Below are 15,863 nucleotides of genomic sequence, written 5' to 3'. Positions count from 1 at the left end.
TTCGTCGGCCGCGTCAGTTGTGTAAAAGACACCGGGCCCCGCCCCCGGCACGGGGGGGGGGGCGCCCCACCCAGGAGGGGCGCCCCACCGCCGTTTCGTCCGTACGCCCGGGTGTGTCCGGGCCGGTGCCGGGGTGCGTCAGCCGAAGGCGCCGTGCTGGGTGACGTCGGGCCCGGCCTGGCCAGGCCCCTCGCCGGCGGACTCCGCGGGGCCACGGGAGGTGGTGCCGCCGGCTGCGGCGGCAGGGACGGCCGGCCCGGCGGCGGGGGTGGCGGACGTGGCGGCCGCGGAGGCCGTGCCCTTCTTCCGCGGCCCGGCCTTCGGGTCCCGCTCGTCGCCCGGGGCCCGCTCGTCGCCCGGGGCCGGCTCCGGGCCGGCCGGCCGGCTCCGTACGCCCTTGGCGATGCCCTCGCCGCCGCGCGCCTTGGCTCCGCCGTCCTGCGCCGGGCCGAACGGGTCGGGCCCGTGCGCCGCCGTGGACGTGACCCACTCGTGCCGCAGGGGCGGCCGCCCGCCCTGGCCGCCCCCGCCGCCGCGCTTGCCGAACGCGCCGCCGAGGCCGTTGGCGAGCTGGCCGAGCGCCATGAAGCCGTAGGCGATCTCGGGACCGGACGACGACTGCGCGCCGCCGGCGGAGTGGTGCGCCGGGGGAGCGGTGTGCGGCTGCTGCTCCTCGTCCTTGTCGTCGGGGGGCTGAGCGGCGGCGGTTTCCAGGTCGGCGGCGGCCAGTTCGAAGACCGGCAGCGACTCGTCGACGGACCGCTTGAGGCGGTGCCACTCTCCCGCGAACGCCTCGCCGGCCGGGCCGTGCCAGTTGGCCGCGGCGGCGGTGCCCACATGCCGGTCCAGATCGCGCATGAGGCCGTCGAGGTGGCTGCCCATCTCCCGCCAGCCGGCCGCCGCTCGATGCAGGGCCTCGGGGTTGCGTCGTTCGCTCACTGGACGCTCCGGATCGTCTCGACCAGCTCTTCCTCGGCCGCCTGCGTGTTCGCGACAGTCTCCTTGATCCGCCCGCCGACCTCGGCGAGACGCTGCTGCAGTTGGACGAGCGCGTGCTCGGCCTGCTCGTACAGTTCGCGGTAGGGCCGGGCCGCGTCGTCACTGCCGAATCCGTCCCGCAGGGCCTCGGCGTCCGCCCGCCGCCTGAATGCGGCCAGCTGCCGGCTCAGTTCTTCCGCACGTATCTCGAAGGTCGCACCGAGCTTGTACAACTCCTCGGTACTGAGCCGGACTTCGTCGGACATCATTTCTCCCCGAATTGAATGACGGCTACCTGCCGACATCGCCTCAGGTCTAGCACACCCGCAATAGTCCCGAAGCCCTCTCCGGGGCGAGCGGGCGACGGACCATGAAATACCTGTGGAGCAATATCCGGCAATACCGACAACCCCCGCCTTGACGCCTCGTTCACACCCGTCATTAGACTCAGGACGCCGGTGCCGCACACGCGGTTGCTGTGCCATCACACGTTCAAGGGGGCAGATATGAGCAAGGAACGGCAGATCCAGGACGAAGACCTGATGGACGTCGCCCGGGATCCGGAGCAGGCGCACCGGCTGCGCAAGGCGCTGAAGGTCCTGGCGGAAAACCCCAACGTCGGCGGCAAGCTCCAGGAGATGGCCCAGGAGGTGCTCTCCGGGCGTATCGGCATGAAGGACGCCATCGAGACGCCCGGTTACATGGATGCGCTGGGCGACCGGATGAACCAGATCCGGCGGGCCGCGGAGAACCAGACGATGGCCGAGCGCGAGGAGTCCCGCGAGAAGTTCGCCGCGTGGCAGAAGGAGCAGGAGGCCAAGGAGGACGAGGAGCGTGCGGAGCGCGACGGTCCGACGGGCAGCATCGTGACCGCCCCGCGGCGCGGCGGCCGGGGCGGCGGGCACCGGGGCTGACGCCGGGGCGGCGCGGGGGGGACGGTCCGCGGCGACCGGCCCGCGGCGGCCGGCCCGCGGCGGCCGGCCCGCAGTAATCGGCCTGCGGTTACCGGCTTGTGGCCTGGGTGACCGGTCCGCCGGCACGTCAGATATCCGGCAATTGCCGCTCTCCCCCTCTCACCGGAATCCGTACAAGAAGTCCGGAGAACCGATCCGGAAGAAAGCAGATCGACCGCCGGTCGGAAGAAAGCCGATCAACCGTCGGAGCGATCGGACAGATCTGCTTTCTTTCCGCACAACGTGATCTCTTTTTCTCCACATCGAGCCCCGGGACAACGGACTTCACGCACACTGCCCGTCCCCCGCCGCGTTCAGTCGCACACCGGCCCCAACCTGCATGTTCCAGTTCCGGCACAGCCGCCCCCGCGTCATGCCCAGGTCACGGCCCGGATCATAGGATCGAGCCGGTACACGCAGGAATCCACAAAGGTGGCGGCGGATTGATCGGGGACGAGGAAGCCATGAGCGCCTCAGGCGAAGGAAATGCCACGGCGGCCGGTTATGCACCGCATCCGTACATCGGCGGACGCACCGCCGCGCTCCGCGCGCTGGCAGCCTGGCGGATGCGGTGGCCCGGTGCGCCGCGCGTCATCGTGCTCACCGGAAACCCGGGCAGTGGGCGTTCCCGCCTGGTAACCGGCTTCCTGATGATGTGCGACCCCGGCTACCGCAAGCAGTTGCCGCTGGACGATCTCGACCCGGCGACCGTGCCGCCGGACCTCCCGGCGCCCGCCGTACCGAGCCCCGCGGGGCGCACGGCGGCACAGCTGATATGGATCATCTCCGACCATTTCGGGCTGAGCGTGGACCACGCCGACGACATTTTCACCGAACTCGCCGCTCGTGAAGAGCCGGTGACGCTTGTGGTGCCGGATGTCGATCGGGCCGGTCCGGTACGCGCCGCCCACGAGCCGGCGCGCCTCGTACGGGACGTACTCAAGCCGCTCGCCGCCACCGAAACGGTTCACCTGCTCGCCGAGGTGCCGCGCGAACTGGCCGCGGAGCTGGCCGGGGCACTGCCGCGCGGCCAGGTGCAGATCATCGATCTCGACGAGCCCGAGTGGGCCGACCCCAAGGGCCTGGTGCTCCATGCGGAGACCGCGCTCAGCCCCGAAGCGGGGGCGCCGGAACTCCCCTGCACCACCGACCCGTCCGCCCGCCGGGCGCTCGCCGAGGCGCTCGCGGCGCGCGCGGACGGCAATCGGCTGACCGTCCAGCTCGCCGTGCAGTCACTGCTCATGCAGCCCGAGGGCTTCGACCCGGCGGACGCGTCCCAGCTGCCCGGCAGCATCGGCGAGGCACTCGATCTGCATGCGCGCCGGCTGGGCGCCGATCCGCACACCCTGCGGCTGATGCTGGCGCCGCTCGCGCTCGCCGAGGGCGAGGGGCTGCCCGTGCAGCTGTGGGGTGCGCTGGCGAGCGCCGTCGCCGGACGGGACATGCGCCAGGACATCGCCGACGGCATGCTGCTGACCGCGCCGTTCATCCAGCCGGTGGAGCCGTCCCGGGACGGGGACGGGGACGGGGACGGGAACGGGAACGGGAACGGGAACGGGAACGGGGAAAGGGTCTCGGATGACGGTGGGGCCGGGACCGGGACCGGGACCGGCGCCGAGGGCGGCCGTACGCTGCTGCGTCTGATCCACCCGGGGATCGCGGAAGAGATCCGTTCCGCTCTGCCGGACATCCGGGACGCCCAGACCAAGATTGCCATGGCGCTGCTGGAGGCGGTGCCCCAACAGGACTGGTCCCAGGCCGATCCGTACCTCCGCGACCACCTGGCCGGACACACCCTCGACGCCGGCCTGCTGCCCCAACTCCTCACCGACCCCGGCCTGTTCGCGTATGCCGATCCGGTGACGATGCGGGCCGCCATCGAGGCCGTACCGCTCGATCAGCTGGGCGCGCCGGCCCGTACGTACCTGCGCACCGCCCCGCTGCTCACCCGCTCCCAGGCGCCGGCCGAGGTACGGGCGGCGTTCCTGGAGTCCGCCTTCGTCGAAGACGGGCTGGCGCCGTATGCGGAGGCACTGCACACCCTGGGCTTCTCCCTGCCGTGGCGCACGCTGTGGAGCGTGCCGCTGACCGGCGTCCGCGCCGTGACGACGGGAACCCTGCCCCCGCAGGGCGCGGCAGGCACGACCACGGACGGGACCGGGCACACGAACCACACGGCCATGGACAGGACCGGGCGCACGGACCGCACGACGGCAGAGGCGGCCCCTGGCACTACGGACGGCGCAACGGCAGCGGAAGCTCACGGTCCGTACGGCGCGACGGCACCGGAATCTGCCCGTACGACGCCCGGTTCCGCGAGGCCCGGCAGGCCGGCACCGGCCTCCGGCACCACCGCCCCCCGCCCCGTTGCGGCCTTCATCGTCCCCGAGGGCACCCCTGGTTCCCGTACGGTGCCGGGCCCTGGCGGCGGCGCCTCCGAGGAGGGCGGACGGGCGCTCCTCGTCCACGATCTGCTGCGTCCCGAGTACGTCGACGCCGACCCGGCGCACGTACAGCTGCCGTCCGAACAGGCGCAGGCCACAGCGCCGTTCAGGCTCAGCCGCGGCGCGGACTATCTGCGGGTCCGGGCCCGCGCGAGCGAGGAAGTGGTGGCCGCGCTGATCTCCGACACCCCGTTCACCGGCGCCGACCTCTCACCGGACGGTGTACTGGTCGTCGCCACCGCGCGCGGTGTGACCGCCCGGCAGATCCTCGCCGCGGCTCCCGCGGCCACCCCCACCGTGCCCGCCCAGCGCGCCGGTGCCGCTCACTCCGAGGCTTCCGACGGCCTCGACGGAGACCACTCGTGATCACCCAGGCGGAGGCACATGCCACCGCCGCCCGCTGACTCCATCCCGAGGGCCGTCAGGGGCCGCCGCGGGAGGTGGCGATGCAGGAGTTCGACCTCGGCTGGGTGGTGTGGGCCGTACCGTCGCCCCTGCAGACTGGTCCGCAGACCGGCCCGGGGACCAACCCGCAGATCGGCCCCGGGACCGACCCGCAGACCGGCCGGCGTCGTCGCCCGCCGAGGTGGGCGCCGTATGGGCGGTCCAGCCGTCATCCGGCGGCGGCCGGTTCGTCAACCGCACACTCTCCGCCTACCTGCGCTCGCTCGCCCTGCTGGTCACCACGCGCCGGCAGATGCAGGGCATGGACCGGTACGCGGCAGGTGCGGCCGTCGTCGCCTTCCAGGAACAGACCGCAGCGATCGACTCCTGGGCGCTGGATGACGACGGCAACTGGAGTGGTCACGGGTCATCGAGCAGATGTGGCATGGGTTGTTCTGAGGGAAAGGTGGGCTTCTTGAGAGGGTGAGGCTCCGGGAGGGACCTCGGGGTGCTCCGGGGACTGCTCCCTGGCATGGACGGTTCCCGGGTGCGGGGCCGGGGGAGCTCGGAGGTTCCGGGCGGGGAGCCCGAACGGGGAGCCCCGGCGGGCACGGCCCGCCCCTCACCCGCCCTCAGGGCAGAAGCAGCCAGTCCGCGGCGAGCGCGGCCACCAGTCCGATGCCCAACAACCAGGTGCCGAGCCGGGTGCGCCCGTTCCGGCTGAGCTCGATCACCACGCCACAGAGCACCAGTGCGGCCCCGTACACGCCCACCACGAGCACCGACGTACGCGCCGCCAGGCGTACCACGAGCACCCCCGCCATCGCGGCCATCAGAACCGAGGCCAGAACGATGCGTATTCGCCGAGCCTGACGAGGCGTCAATTGCACTTGATTCTCGACGAGGGGCTCTTCATTGCCGGGTACGTCCATGAGCGGGAATGCTACGGGACGAGTGATCGCCACTCCGCTCCGCTCCCCCCGACACCTCTCAACTCCACACCTCTCAACTCCCCTGCCAACCGGCCCATTCGGCCACCCCCGGCCCTCGCAAGTCCGTACATCCGGGCACATCCCAGCACCCACTCACATCCACACATTTACGCATCCACGCATCCACGCATCCACGCATCCACGCATCCACGATCGTCAACATGCCACGCCCAAGCCTGCGGCCCATTCCGTACCGCACCTGGTTGACACTTCCGTCACACGCCATTGACGAAGAATCCGCCCATCACCGGCCAACAGCCGGTCTGCCAGTCATCCAGCCACCCACAGCTCCCCGCCAGTGGCCAACGACGCACCGACTCTTCACCTGCCCTTCAAGGCGACCACTGAGGACGCACCCGGCCACCTCACGCACGCAAGATTCTCCAATGGCACAGGTGGGTCAATTCCCCGGACTCGCCGGGTGGTTGAGCCGCGGAATGCCCACGCTCCCTCCACACACTCGCCTTGACATGCCTGCGCCCGGATCGCCTAATGTGTGGGATCATTAAGGACGCGACAAGTATCTGCGGGTGCGCACCGCACAACGGGGGCAAGGGTGGCAGGCAAGGCATTTGACGTCGATCCGGATGTGCTGCGCAAGCAGGGCAACGCATTCGTCCACATCGGCGGCGAATTCTCCAAGGCGTCGAAGAAGCTTCAAGACGATCTCGAAGGTCTCGGCAGTCCGTGGGAAAACTGCGACTTCGGCGACATCTTCGAAACGATCTACACGCCCATCAGGGATGGCATGTTCGAGTCGATGGACTCCCTGGGCGAGCGCATCGAAGGAATCGGCGACAAGCTCCAGAACATGGCCGGCTCGTACACCGAGTCCGACGACCAGGGCATCCACACCATCAGCGCGGTCGGCCGTCCGGCCATCTGACATCCGGCCCGCCGCCCGGCACGCATGCGCCCGGGTCGGCTCCTGAGTCCCGCCCGGGGAACCCCGCGGCCGAATTCCCACCGCCGCCGCCCTCGCCCTCGCCCTACCTTCGCCTCTCTCCTTCACCACCATCTTTCACCTTTCCGCTCCGCAATCGGCTACAACTGCACGGGGGACGATCACTGTGTCATTGACGCTGCCAAGCGAGGTAGCTTGGGTCTTGGACCTCCTCGGCTATAACTGGCCGGACGCCGACGAGGACAAGCTCCACGAATGCGCCCAGGTCTGGCGCAACTTCGCCCAGTCGGTCAATCAAGCGTCCTCCCAGGGCTCTTCGGCAGCCAATGAAGTCGTCTCCGCCAACTCCGGCGATGCGATCGAGGGCTTTTCGAACGAATGGGGTTCTTTCTCCGGCGGCGGGAACAGCGGGGACAACTACCTCCGTGACGCCGCCGCGGCGGCCGAAGTGATCGCCGTGGCCTTCGATGCGGCCGCGATCGCCGTTCTCGCGGGCAAGATCGCCGTCATTGTCCAGCTCGTCATGCTGGCCGCCGAGATCATCGCGGCACAGGCTGCTGCACCGTTCACCCTGGGCCTGTCCGAGATCGGCGCCGCAGGCGCCACCCAGGCGACCCGCGTGATGGTCCGCCAAATCCTCGACAAGATCAAGCGCGAGGTCATGGAGGCAGCCACGAAGGCCATGGAGCACGCCACCATGGACGCCATCAAGAAGATGGCCAAGAAGGCCGTCTCGAAGGAAGCCCGCAAGGTGGCGGCGGACTACGTCAAGAAGACGGTCAAGGAGACCGTCAAGGACAAGGTAGTCGACCAGGCGAAGGAAATCGCCAAGGACAAGATCGTCGAAGAGGGCAAGGCAAAGGCCCAAGAGGCCGCCACGGAGATGGCCCAGAACGTCGCCCAGCAGGGCATCGAAAGCCACTTCGGCGCCCGCGACGGAATCGACTGGGGCGAGACCGCCGACATCGGCAAGGAAAAGGCCGGCGAATACGTCGACGGCATCAAGGAAGGCGCCCAGGACTACAAGGACGGCGTCACCAGCCTGGCCGACCCCGGCACCTACATCGACCACGCCAAGGAAGACCTCACCAGCCGAGGCCTGGACGCCGCCCAGCGCCACACCGACCGCCACACCGGCGGCGCAGCCACCCGCCATCAGGACGTAACGGACGAGGTCCGCTCGGTCTTCGGCTGAGCCACTCCGCACCGGAGCGCGGCAAACCAACGCAATGGCAAGGGGGTCAAGCCCGCGGGCTTGACCCCCTTGCCATTGCTCTCAACTCCACGTACGCAGTGGTGATTACCAGCCGATGGCTGAAGGGGAGAGGGTGCGGCATGCCACCCACCCGGCGAGGCACCAGCTCGTTCCGCGCTCGGACCAAAGCATCAGGTGGAACCTCAGTCAACAACTGCGGTTCCACCTGGCTGTGTTCTGGCTACCGTCCCTGACTCATTCCGTCAGATGAGCTCTCTGAACGTGCCGTCCTCACTGACGAGGAGGGTAGTTGGGCGGTGCCGACTGGTACCCGCCAGGGCCACCCGGCTGCTGGTAGGAACCGGACGGATACTGAGGGGGAACTCCCACCCCACCACTCGGACCGCCGAATCCGGTACCACCAGGAGGCGGACCATTGCGGCGCTTCTTGTTAGCGACGATCACGCCGATGACAATCCCCAGAACGACGACCGCGCCGAGAGCGATGCCGACAACCATGACGGGGCTCACACCGCTCAGGTCACTACCACTGCTCGCCGAAGGAGTCCCCCCGGGCGCATCCGCGCCTGCACCGGCAGAAGGCTCCGTGTCCTTCGGCATGGTGAGCGGCCCGTTCTTCGAACCTGCGGGAATATTCTCCGAGAGGGCCCGGTACGGGCGAATCACACCGTACCCGTATTTGGGGTCAGGGGAATTGACGTCCGTCTTCCCATCCGGGGTGATCGCCGTCTTCGTCAGGCGATTGGCGACCTGACCTGCGGTGAGATCCGGGAACTTCGAGCGCACGAGGGCTGCGGCGGCCGATACATACGCTGTTGCGTCGGATGTGCCTGTTCCCTGACGGTACTTCGGGGAGATGCCTGCGGAGTAGACCTTCTCGCCGGGGGCGATCAGCCGGAGATGGGGGCCGTAGTTTGATTCGCCGAGAACCTTGCCGTCCTTGGCTACCGCACCGACCGCGAGTACTCCGGGCGACGCAGCAGGATAGAGAGGTTTGCTGGAGCCGTCGTTACCGGCACCGGCAACCAGCAGGACATCCTTCTTCACGGCATAGTTGACGGCGCTCTGTTCCTGCGCATTCAGAGGACCACCGGCAAAGGACATATTGATGACCTTCGCACCGTGATCAACCGCGTAGCGAATAGGGCCGTCGATGGCGTTCTCAGAGCCGCCTACCGATTCGTTCCTCTTGATCGGAAGAATCTTGGCATCCGGCGCCAGACCCATGATTCCGTCGGCGTGATTAGGGCCGTGTCCATGGCCCGCGATCAAGGCGGCCATAGCCGTGCCGTGATCATCATCACCGGTTTCGTGATCTGCCGTACCACCCCCGCCGGCAAAGCTCTTCCCAGGGAGCACATTGCCCTTGAGATCGACGTGGTCTCCGTTGACGCCCGAGTCGATGACCGCCACGATGACGTTCTTGCCGGTCGACTCTTTCCACACCTTTTGCGGATTGAACGCGTCAAGCGCCCATTGTCCGTCCCTGATGTAGTCCGCCGAAGCAGTCGGCGCGGCGGTGAAGAGCAGCGCTCCCGCCACCGCCACGCCGCCCACCGCACGCAGCGTCCGCGTGAAGCTCATGCTGTAACACCTCTCCTCAACAGGTTGCGGCCCGCAGCCCAATGACTGCGGGCCCAACTCGTTTCCGCCGCTGTCACACCCGAAGGCTAGCTACTCAATCACCTTCGGAGCGACATTGCGCTCGGTCGTCCACGTCTCTTCGTCCTCAACCAGGTAGTCCGGACGCTGGCCGTTCTGCCCCTTGTCGTCCTTGGCCTTTGCGCCATGGGCACCGTGTGCGCCAGACATACCGGCAGGACGTCGGCTGCCAGAAGCGCCGGCACCGGGCTGGGCACCACCACGGCTGCGATGCAACCCGGAGCCGCCCTGAGACCCGGCAGTCGTCTTGCCTCCCGAGCCGGCACCCACTACTCCGCCCTTCTGCCGGGCGAGTCCAGCGCCACGGCCCGCAGCACCGGCCCCCTTGGCGCCGCCCTTGGCTCCTACGGCACCGGCACCACCCATGCCGGGCATGCCGGCACGTCCGGTCCCACGCCCGGCAGCCCCGGTGCCGGCGGCCCCACCTGCACGACTGCCAACGCCACCCGTGATCCCACCGGCACGACCACCAGCGCCACCCGTAGTCCCACCAGTACGGCCACCAGCACCACCGGCCATGCCGCCCGGCATATCGGGAAGCCCACCGTGACCTGCGCCGGCACCGCCGCCAGGACCGGCGCCACCACTCATGCCTCCGGTGCTGACGCCGGGACCTCCGCCGGTGCCCACACCGCCTTGCGGAGGAGTCAAGCTGTCAAGGCCCGTGCCCACGTGCGGCGAGAAGGAGCCATGGCCCGGCGTCGTGTTGCCGATACCGCCGCTGATCCCCGGCGTCTTCACGCCGTCGCTCGAGAACCCCGGCCCCGGCGCCTGACCTACGGGCTTCATCGAGCCCTTCGGCGTTCCCTTGGGCTTGGTGATACTTGCCGGCAGGGGGTAGTGAACCGGCGGAATACCCGAGTTGTCCGGCGGAGGGATGTCCGACGGATCGTCAACATTGGGGGAGGCGGGCTTGCCGATTGCTGCCGCGTTGGTCCGGTAAGCGGCGCCCAGGTATTCCATGGTCGCCGCAGCCTTCAGCTGGGTCTCCTTCTGGGCCGACAGGTCGTCTTCGTTGTCCTTAACGACCTGCGTCGCACTCTTTCCGCCCGCCAGCTGCACGTCGGCGTTCTTGTCCTGGCGGTCGATATGGTCCGTCGCCCAGTCCCAGGCCCGGTCGCCCCAGTCCGGCATCTCCATGCCGTCGAGGTGCTGCTTGTACGCACTGAGAGCCTCATGCGCACGACTCATGCCATCGCCCACGAGCTTGGCATACTTCGCACCGTTCTCGACATTCTGGCTGATCTTCTTGGCGCGCTCGCGAAACGCCTTCGCGGCAGAACCCTCCCAATGCTGCAGAACCTCGTCGATGGCCCTGTCGAAGTACGCGCGGATGCCACCGCCGTCGTCGACCACCATCCTGTTGTGCACCTGTTCCCAGGCGTGAGCAACGCCGACGACCGTCTCTGGCTTCGCATCGGCCACCATGGCCTTCAGCGACTCAAAGTCGACCTTGTAGAACTTCGTGGTGTTCTCGATGGCATAGCACTTGTCCTGCGGCGCGTACTTCGAATCCGCGTAACTACCCACGCCCCTGCCCCCTCTTCCTCTGCAAGCTCATCGCTACCGCTCAGGAGTACTTGTTTTGCGTCGAAGACTGCCCATCGTTCATGGCATTGCTCGTGTTCTGCTCTTGGTCCTGATAGGCGCCGTGAGCTTTTGAGGTCTTCTTCTTGAGATCATCGATCAGATCCTCAAGATTCTTGAGCACGTTCCTCTCGATGTGGTCCTTCATCGCGGCATGCGTCTGCCGCAGTTCGCCCTCTTCCTCGAAGCCCTTGCCCAGTGCGCCCTCCGGAAGATGCGTCCCGCTCTTCGCCTTGCCCGAGGCGCTCTGCATGTCCTTGAGCACACTGTTGAGCTTCTTGACGACCTCATCGAGTCTGTCGAGATCGACGCGGTAGGAATCGTCAGCCATGTTTGGCCTCCCCGTGTTTGCTATGCAGTTTTCCGTCGCCAGTCACGAAGTGCGATTGCGCAGCCCACTACCGTACCGACGGCCAGAAGTCCGCCGCCGACAATGTAGATGGATACGCGGGCACGCCGGTCCTCGGTGCTTTCCCCGAGTGTGACCGCGACCGGATGGATGTCGGAGCCGTCAGCCACGTTCGAGGGCTTGTCCGGCTTGGGTTCGGCGGTGGGCGCGCTGTCGTCGTTGAGGGCTGCCACCGGGTCGACGACACCCCAGCCGATGAAGTCGTCGCGGTTCTTTCCCACACGCTCGGCGGTCTGCTCGAGATGCCAGATGAGCTTCTGCGGCGTCCAGTTCTTGTGCTTGGCCTTGAGAAGGGCCGCGGCTCCTGTGACATAGGGGGCGGCGAAGCTGGTGCCCTGGTCGACGCAGTTTCCGCCGTCGGGGACCGTGGAGACCATGTCGACGCCGGGGGCGGCGATTTGGACGAACTTCCCGGACTGGGAGAAGGGCGCGCGCTCGTTGTTGCGGTCCGAGGCCGCCACTGCCAAGACGTTGGGGTAAGCATTCGAGAACGCAGCGGGGTACATGTTCTTCTCGCCGCCGTCGGCGCCACCGTTGCCGGCCGAGGCGACCACCAGAACGTTATGGGCGCTTGCGTTCGCGATCGCTTGCTTGAGGGTGGGCAGAAGGCTTGGGTCGGCGCCGGTTCCCTGGGAGATGTTGATGATGTCGACATTCTCCGCCACGGCCTTGTTGACGGCCTTGGCCAGGCTTTCGGCGGTGCCGGCCTTCTCGTCCGAAGTCTGCTGGAACGGGATGACGGTCGCCTTGGGCGCGATCCCGAAGAAGCCGGAACCCTTGACCGGGCGGGCGGCAATGATGCCCGCGACCTTGGTGCCGTGGCCGACCTTGTCCTCGGTCGGCTTGCCGTTGACAAGGGACATACCGCCGCTGCCGATCGCGCTTTTGAGCTGCGGATTGCCCGCGTCGATCCCGGTGTCGATGACGCCGACGCGGATTCCTTGACCCTTCATTCCGTCGGCCCACAGCTGATTGGTCAGGAGTCGCTGCAACGACCAAGGGGTCTCTTCGATGTTGTCCGTACCGAACTTGCACTCGCCGCTGTTGAGCGGCACGTTCTCGTCCGCAATCGCCGGCGCGGCGGTCACGCTCGACAGACCGGCAATGCACGCCGCCGTAACCAGTGCACCCGCCGCAGTGCGACGGTGCCCGGCTCGATGGCCAATGGCGCGAGATCCCACGGGTTGTCTGCTCTCCCTGTATACGGAATGGGCGGGAACGAGGAGTGAGGAAACGGCGGAGAAAGGGGCGGTGTGGAGGAGTTGGCGGAGGTGTTGCGGGGCGGTACCGGACGGCAGAAGGGCGAGCGCACTGATGCAGCGCGCTCGCCCTCATTGACCACTGTGCGAGCCGTCGGGCTGCTCAGCCGATCGCTGTCCGTACCGGTCCTGACGCGAGGTCAGCCCGCCCAGATACCGGAGTTCTTGTGCTCGGTGGCCTGGTAGTTCTGGGCCGCCTGGTCCAGCGCCTTGGCGATGGCCTCGAGCGTCGAGTGCAGGGAGGCCGCGCGCTGGTCCCACTCACGCTGGCGGGCCTGGTAGCCCTCCTGCGCGGCACCTTCCCAGCTGGCGGCGATCTTCTTGACGCCCGCCTCGAGGTCGTCGAGCTGCTGGCGGATGTTGTTGGCCGTACCGCGCACGTCGGAACTGGCCTGCGAGATCGTCGCGAAATTTACGAGGATCTGGCCTGACATGGTGTCTCCTCAGGAGTTGATGAAGCCTGGTCGATGCACATGCCACAGCGGGCCGGCGGGGACTGCCCGGCTGGCCCGCGCTGTGACTGCTGAGCCGCTGCGCCGCGGAACGCGACGCGGCTCCATCATCCGAACGGGGAAGCCGAGGCGGAGACGTGCGAGATCGACCGGGCCTGCTCCTCCTCGGAGGCGGTGTAGTTCTTCGTGGTCGCGTCGATCGCTTCCTTGATCTCACCCAGAAGCTGGTTGAGACGGTTGGCGTCCTCGTTCACCTGCGTCTGCAGCTGGTTGTACGAGGTGGCCGCAGCACCCTTCCACCCGGACGTGATGGTGTCGACGACCGTGTTCAGGCGCGAGATCTCGCCCTGGATCGACTGATTGACCGAGGAGATCTTGCCGCTGAACGCGACCATCTCCTCCTCGGTGGTTGTGTACTGCTGACCAGCCATAGTCAACGTCCCCCATGAGACTCGTACGTCGTACCGCGGCATGCCGCAACAGGCGCTCGCGCGGTAGGCATCTCCTGCTGACGCCTTTGGCTACTTTAACCACTCCATATGTCTGTTCCCAACAGGGGGAGGGTTCTTGTGACGGGATCACAACCTGTCAACTGCCCGTCGCCGAAACGTTGTTCAAAAGAACCGGACAGAAGTGATGCTATCGGTCAGGTCGGGGTGTGGGAGAGCGGTGAAGATCGCACCGAGAGGTCGGCGAACGACCTTGGTGAATTCCACGGCGCACGGAATCCGGACGCAGCGGCTTCCGCGCCGATTGCCGTCCCGGACCCCGGGCGCGGACTTCGGCGCCGACTTCGTGCCTATCAGGACGACTGCGGCTTCTTGGCGCTTCGGATGTCCAGTGCCGGCCCTTCGGAGAGCAGGGTGGACCACGACTTCAGAATGAGCGGGGGGTGGGTGCCCCCGTAGCCCAGGTGAAGCCTCGACTGATCCAGTTCCTGCTTGTCGTTGCCGGCCGTGTCCCCGCCGTCGTTGTTCCGCGGAATCGAGTAGCGCAGTCCGGTGTCGGTGACCAGGAACAGGCTGCCGCTCTTCGCGGAGGGGGTGGGCACCTCCGTGTAGAGCAGCCCGCTGCCGGGGGTGACGTACGAGCTGGCGCCGCCGGCGGGCTTGGCCGGGTAGTCCTTGCCGACCCAGGTCTGCATGTCCGGCACACCGTTCGGGTATCCGAGCTGCTTCTCCTCACCGCCCGGGTACTTGGTGTTGGTGCCGTTGTAGACACTGCAGGACACCCCGCTGTCCGTGGGGGTGACCAGGCCGCCGGTCTGGGAGCCGTGCGTGAAGTCGTTGGCCGTCGAAACGGCTTCGGTGGGCCACGGCGAGTCGAAGCCGCCGAAGACCTTCCCCAGGAAGGTGGTCTGGTTGCCCGCGTCATCCCGCTTCGGGTCGATACTGCCGGCGGCGACGGGTACGGGAGTGAGCGGCGAACCGTCGGGGTGCAGCTTCTTCGCGTTCGCGCCCTCCTGCAGGAGCTTCGCGACGAAGTTCGTCACCTGCTCGACGCCATCCCTCTCCACGACGTACTTGTGACCGTCGCTGCCCTCGAGGATCGAGCCGACGGTCCTGGCCTTCTGCGGGACCTTCTGGGCGGTGGTCCGGGATCCCGCCCCGTCGACCGTGGGCATGCTGATGGAGAGCTGGTCAGGGACGGTCAGGAGGGTGTCCATGAACTGCTTCGACACCTTCTGCGGCGTGGCGTCGGAGCCGAAGATGATGCGGCGCAGGACGGCGTCGCCCTCTTCCTTGCTGCCGGAACCCGCCCCCATGCGGGCGGAGTTGAATCCGAAGGCCATGCCGTTGTGGTCGACCAGCCACTTCTTGCCCTGGGGGTCCTCGACGTACAGCGCCTGGTGGATGTCGAGCTTGCCCTTGTCCTCGACGAGCTTCTTGTCCTTGCCGGCAAGGACGAAGACGGCCTGCTGGGGCTTGGCGCCGGCGCCCGTGCCGGGGCGGTTGCACACCGCCCAGGTCTTCGGCTTGCCGGCGTCCTCGGAGGTGGGCAGCCGGTCGGGGGCGTACGGAATACCGAGGGCGGGTCCGTGCGGGAGTTTTCCGTCCAGCTCGGATTCCTTGACCTTGACGACGTTGAACTTCGGGTCGATAAGGAGCCGGGCGGATGCGAGGTTCAGGATGGGATGCAGCAGTTTCTGGTTCTTGCCGTTGACGTCTTTACTATTCAGGACGACGTAACGCGTGGTGGATTCGTCCCCGACGATGACATTCTTCCCGACCTCGTCCCACCCCTGGGGCGCAACAGGCTTGAGAATGCCGCACGCACCGAATCCCACGAGCATCATGACACCCACGACGACGCTCGGCACCACCGCCTTGAGGGGCTTGGGGGCACTCTCGATCGAACCGTTCGGCAGCGGCTTCAGAAATGCCGCATTCGTGCGCTTTCGAGCGAACGAATACGCATTCAGCTCGTCCCGACGTGATGCCATTGTTGCTTTCTCTCCCCGCCTGTCGGATCCACAACGACCGCCCCCGGCACTCACGCCGTAGCGCCCTCTACTATGCCGTGTGTCGATCGCCCCGTACGGTACGGGTGCCACCTTCCAACGCACCAGTCTCAGCAGGCGACCGATACGTCTAGAGGCCACACCACCAGTAGAGGAGCAGGC

Annotated in this window: 15 protein-coding genes; 5 read left to right on the top strand and 10 right to left on the bottom strand. The window is 67.5% G+C overall.

Annotation, left to right across the window (positions count from 1 at the left end):
• Positions 1 to 138: 138 nt before the first annotated feature.
• Positions 139 to 939: a WXG100 family type VII secretion target gene (locus ACWGJY_RS28620; protein WP_453263749.1), complete on the bottom strand. Its 801-nt coding sequence runs from the start codon at positions 937 to 939 to the stop codon at positions 139 to 141.
• A complete protein-coding gene (locus tag ACWGJY_RS28615; protein ID WP_453263748.1) occupies positions 936 to 1,244 on the bottom strand; it encodes a hypothetical protein in 309 nt (102 codons plus the stop codon). The genes ACWGJY_RS28620 and ACWGJY_RS28615 overlap by 4 nt, the downstream gene beginning before the upstream one ends.
• Positions 1,245 to 1,484: 240 nt before the next feature.
• Between ACWGJY_RS28615 and ACWGJY_RS28610 the strand changes: the two genes are divergently transcribed.
• The 3 genes from ACWGJY_RS28610 to ACWGJY_RS28600 all read left to right on the top strand — a co-directional run bounded on the left by ACWGJY_RS28610 (position 1,485) and on the right by ACWGJY_RS28600 (position 5,246).
• Positions 1,485 to 1,892: a hypothetical protein gene (locus tag ACWGJY_RS28610; RefSeq protein WP_453263747.1), complete on the top strand. Its 408-nt coding sequence runs from the start codon at positions 1,485 to 1,487 to the stop codon at positions 1,890 to 1,892.
• A gap of 503 nt (positions 1,893 to 2,395) precedes the next feature.
• Positions 2,396 to 4,741, top strand: a complete 2,346-nt coding sequence (locus ACWGJY_RS28605) for an ATP-binding protein (RefSeq protein ID WP_453263746.1) — start codon at positions 2,396 to 2,398, stop codon at positions 4,739 to 4,741.
• A gap of 220 nt (positions 4,742 to 4,961) precedes the next feature.
• The gene (locus tag ACWGJY_RS28600) at positions 4,962 to 5,246 is read left to right on the top strand and encodes an SUKH-4 family immunity protein (protein WP_453263745.1); all 285 of its coding nucleotides are present in this window, start codon (positions 4,962 to 4,964) and stop codon (positions 5,244 to 5,246) included.
• A gap of 145 nt (positions 5,247 to 5,391) precedes the next feature.
• Here the strand turns inward: ACWGJY_RS28600 and ACWGJY_RS28595 are convergent, their stop codons facing one another.
• Complete coding sequence (locus tag ACWGJY_RS28595; RefSeq protein WP_453263744.1) at positions 5,392 to 5,691, bottom strand: hypothetical protein; 300 nt, start codon at positions 5,689 to 5,691, stop codon at positions 5,392 to 5,394.
• A gap of 616 nt (positions 5,692 to 6,307) precedes the next feature.
• Between ACWGJY_RS28595 and ACWGJY_RS28590 the strand changes: the two genes are divergently transcribed.
• Both ACWGJY_RS28590 and ACWGJY_RS28585 read left to right on the top strand, forming a co-directional pair.
• On the top strand, positions 6,308 to 6,637 hold the full coding sequence (locus ACWGJY_RS28590) for a WXG100 family type VII secretion target (RefSeq protein WP_453263743.1): 330 nt from the start codon (positions 6,308 to 6,310) through the stop codon (positions 6,635 to 6,637).
• 220 nt (positions 6,638 to 6,857) lie between these two features.
• The gene (locus ACWGJY_RS28585; protein WP_453263742.1) at positions 6,858 to 7,850 is read left to right on the top strand and encodes a WXG100-like domain-containing protein; all 993 of its coding nucleotides are present in this window, start codon (positions 6,858 to 6,860) and stop codon (positions 7,848 to 7,850) included.
• A gap of 291 nt (positions 7,851 to 8,141) precedes the next feature.
• Here the strand turns inward: ACWGJY_RS28585 and ACWGJY_RS28580 are convergent, their stop codons facing one another.
• From ACWGJY_RS28580 to ACWGJY_RS28550, 7 genes are all read right to left on the bottom strand, one after another.
• Positions 8,142 to 9,455 carry a S8 family serine peptidase gene (locus ACWGJY_RS28580; RefSeq protein WP_453263741.1) on the bottom strand — a complete coding sequence of 438 codons (1,314 nt, stop codon included), beginning with the start codon at positions 9,453 to 9,455 and terminating at the stop codon, positions 8,142 to 8,144.
• 90 nt (positions 9,456 to 9,545) lie between these two features.
• Entirely contained in the window at positions 9,546 to 11,063 is a 1,518-nt protein-coding gene (locus tag ACWGJY_RS28575) for a hypothetical protein (protein WP_453263740.1), read from the bottom strand.
• Between the two features lie 40 nt (positions 11,064 to 11,103).
• Positions 11,104 to 11,451, bottom strand: coding sequence for a hypothetical protein (locus tag ACWGJY_RS28570; protein ID WP_453263739.1), 348 nt, complete (start codon positions 11,449 to 11,451; stop codon positions 11,104 to 11,106).
• 20 nt (positions 11,452 to 11,471) lie between these two features.
• Positions 11,472 to 12,710 carry a type VII secretion-associated serine protease mycosin gene (gene mycP, locus ACWGJY_RS28565; RefSeq protein WP_453263738.1) on the bottom strand — a complete coding sequence of 413 codons (1,239 nt, stop codon included), beginning with the start codon at positions 12,708 to 12,710 and terminating at the stop codon, positions 11,472 to 11,474.
• 218 nt (positions 12,711 to 12,928) lie between these two features.
• On the bottom strand, positions 12,929 to 13,222 hold the full coding sequence (locus ACWGJY_RS28560) for a WXG100 family type VII secretion target (protein ID WP_006602760.1): 294 nt from the start codon (positions 13,220 to 13,222) through the stop codon (positions 12,929 to 12,931).
• Positions 13,223 to 13,347: 125 nt separating this feature from the next.
• The gene (locus ACWGJY_RS28555; RefSeq protein ID WP_453263737.1) at positions 13,348 to 13,671 is read right to left on the bottom strand and encodes a WXG100 family type VII secretion target; all 324 of its coding nucleotides are present in this window, start codon (positions 13,669 to 13,671) and stop codon (positions 13,348 to 13,350) included.
• A 371-nt stretch (positions 13,672 to 14,042) separates the two neighbouring features.
• On the bottom strand, positions 14,043 to 15,683 hold the full coding sequence (locus ACWGJY_RS28550) for a type VII secretion protein EccB (RefSeq protein ID WP_453263736.1): 1,641 nt from the start codon (positions 15,681 to 15,683) through the stop codon (positions 14,043 to 14,045).
• Positions 15,684 to 15,863: the final 180 nt, after the last annotated feature.

The sequence above is a fragment of the Streptomyces sp. NPDC054765 genome, from assembly GCF_053612065.1.
This window is presented reverse-complemented; position numbering and strand designations above follow the sequence as displayed.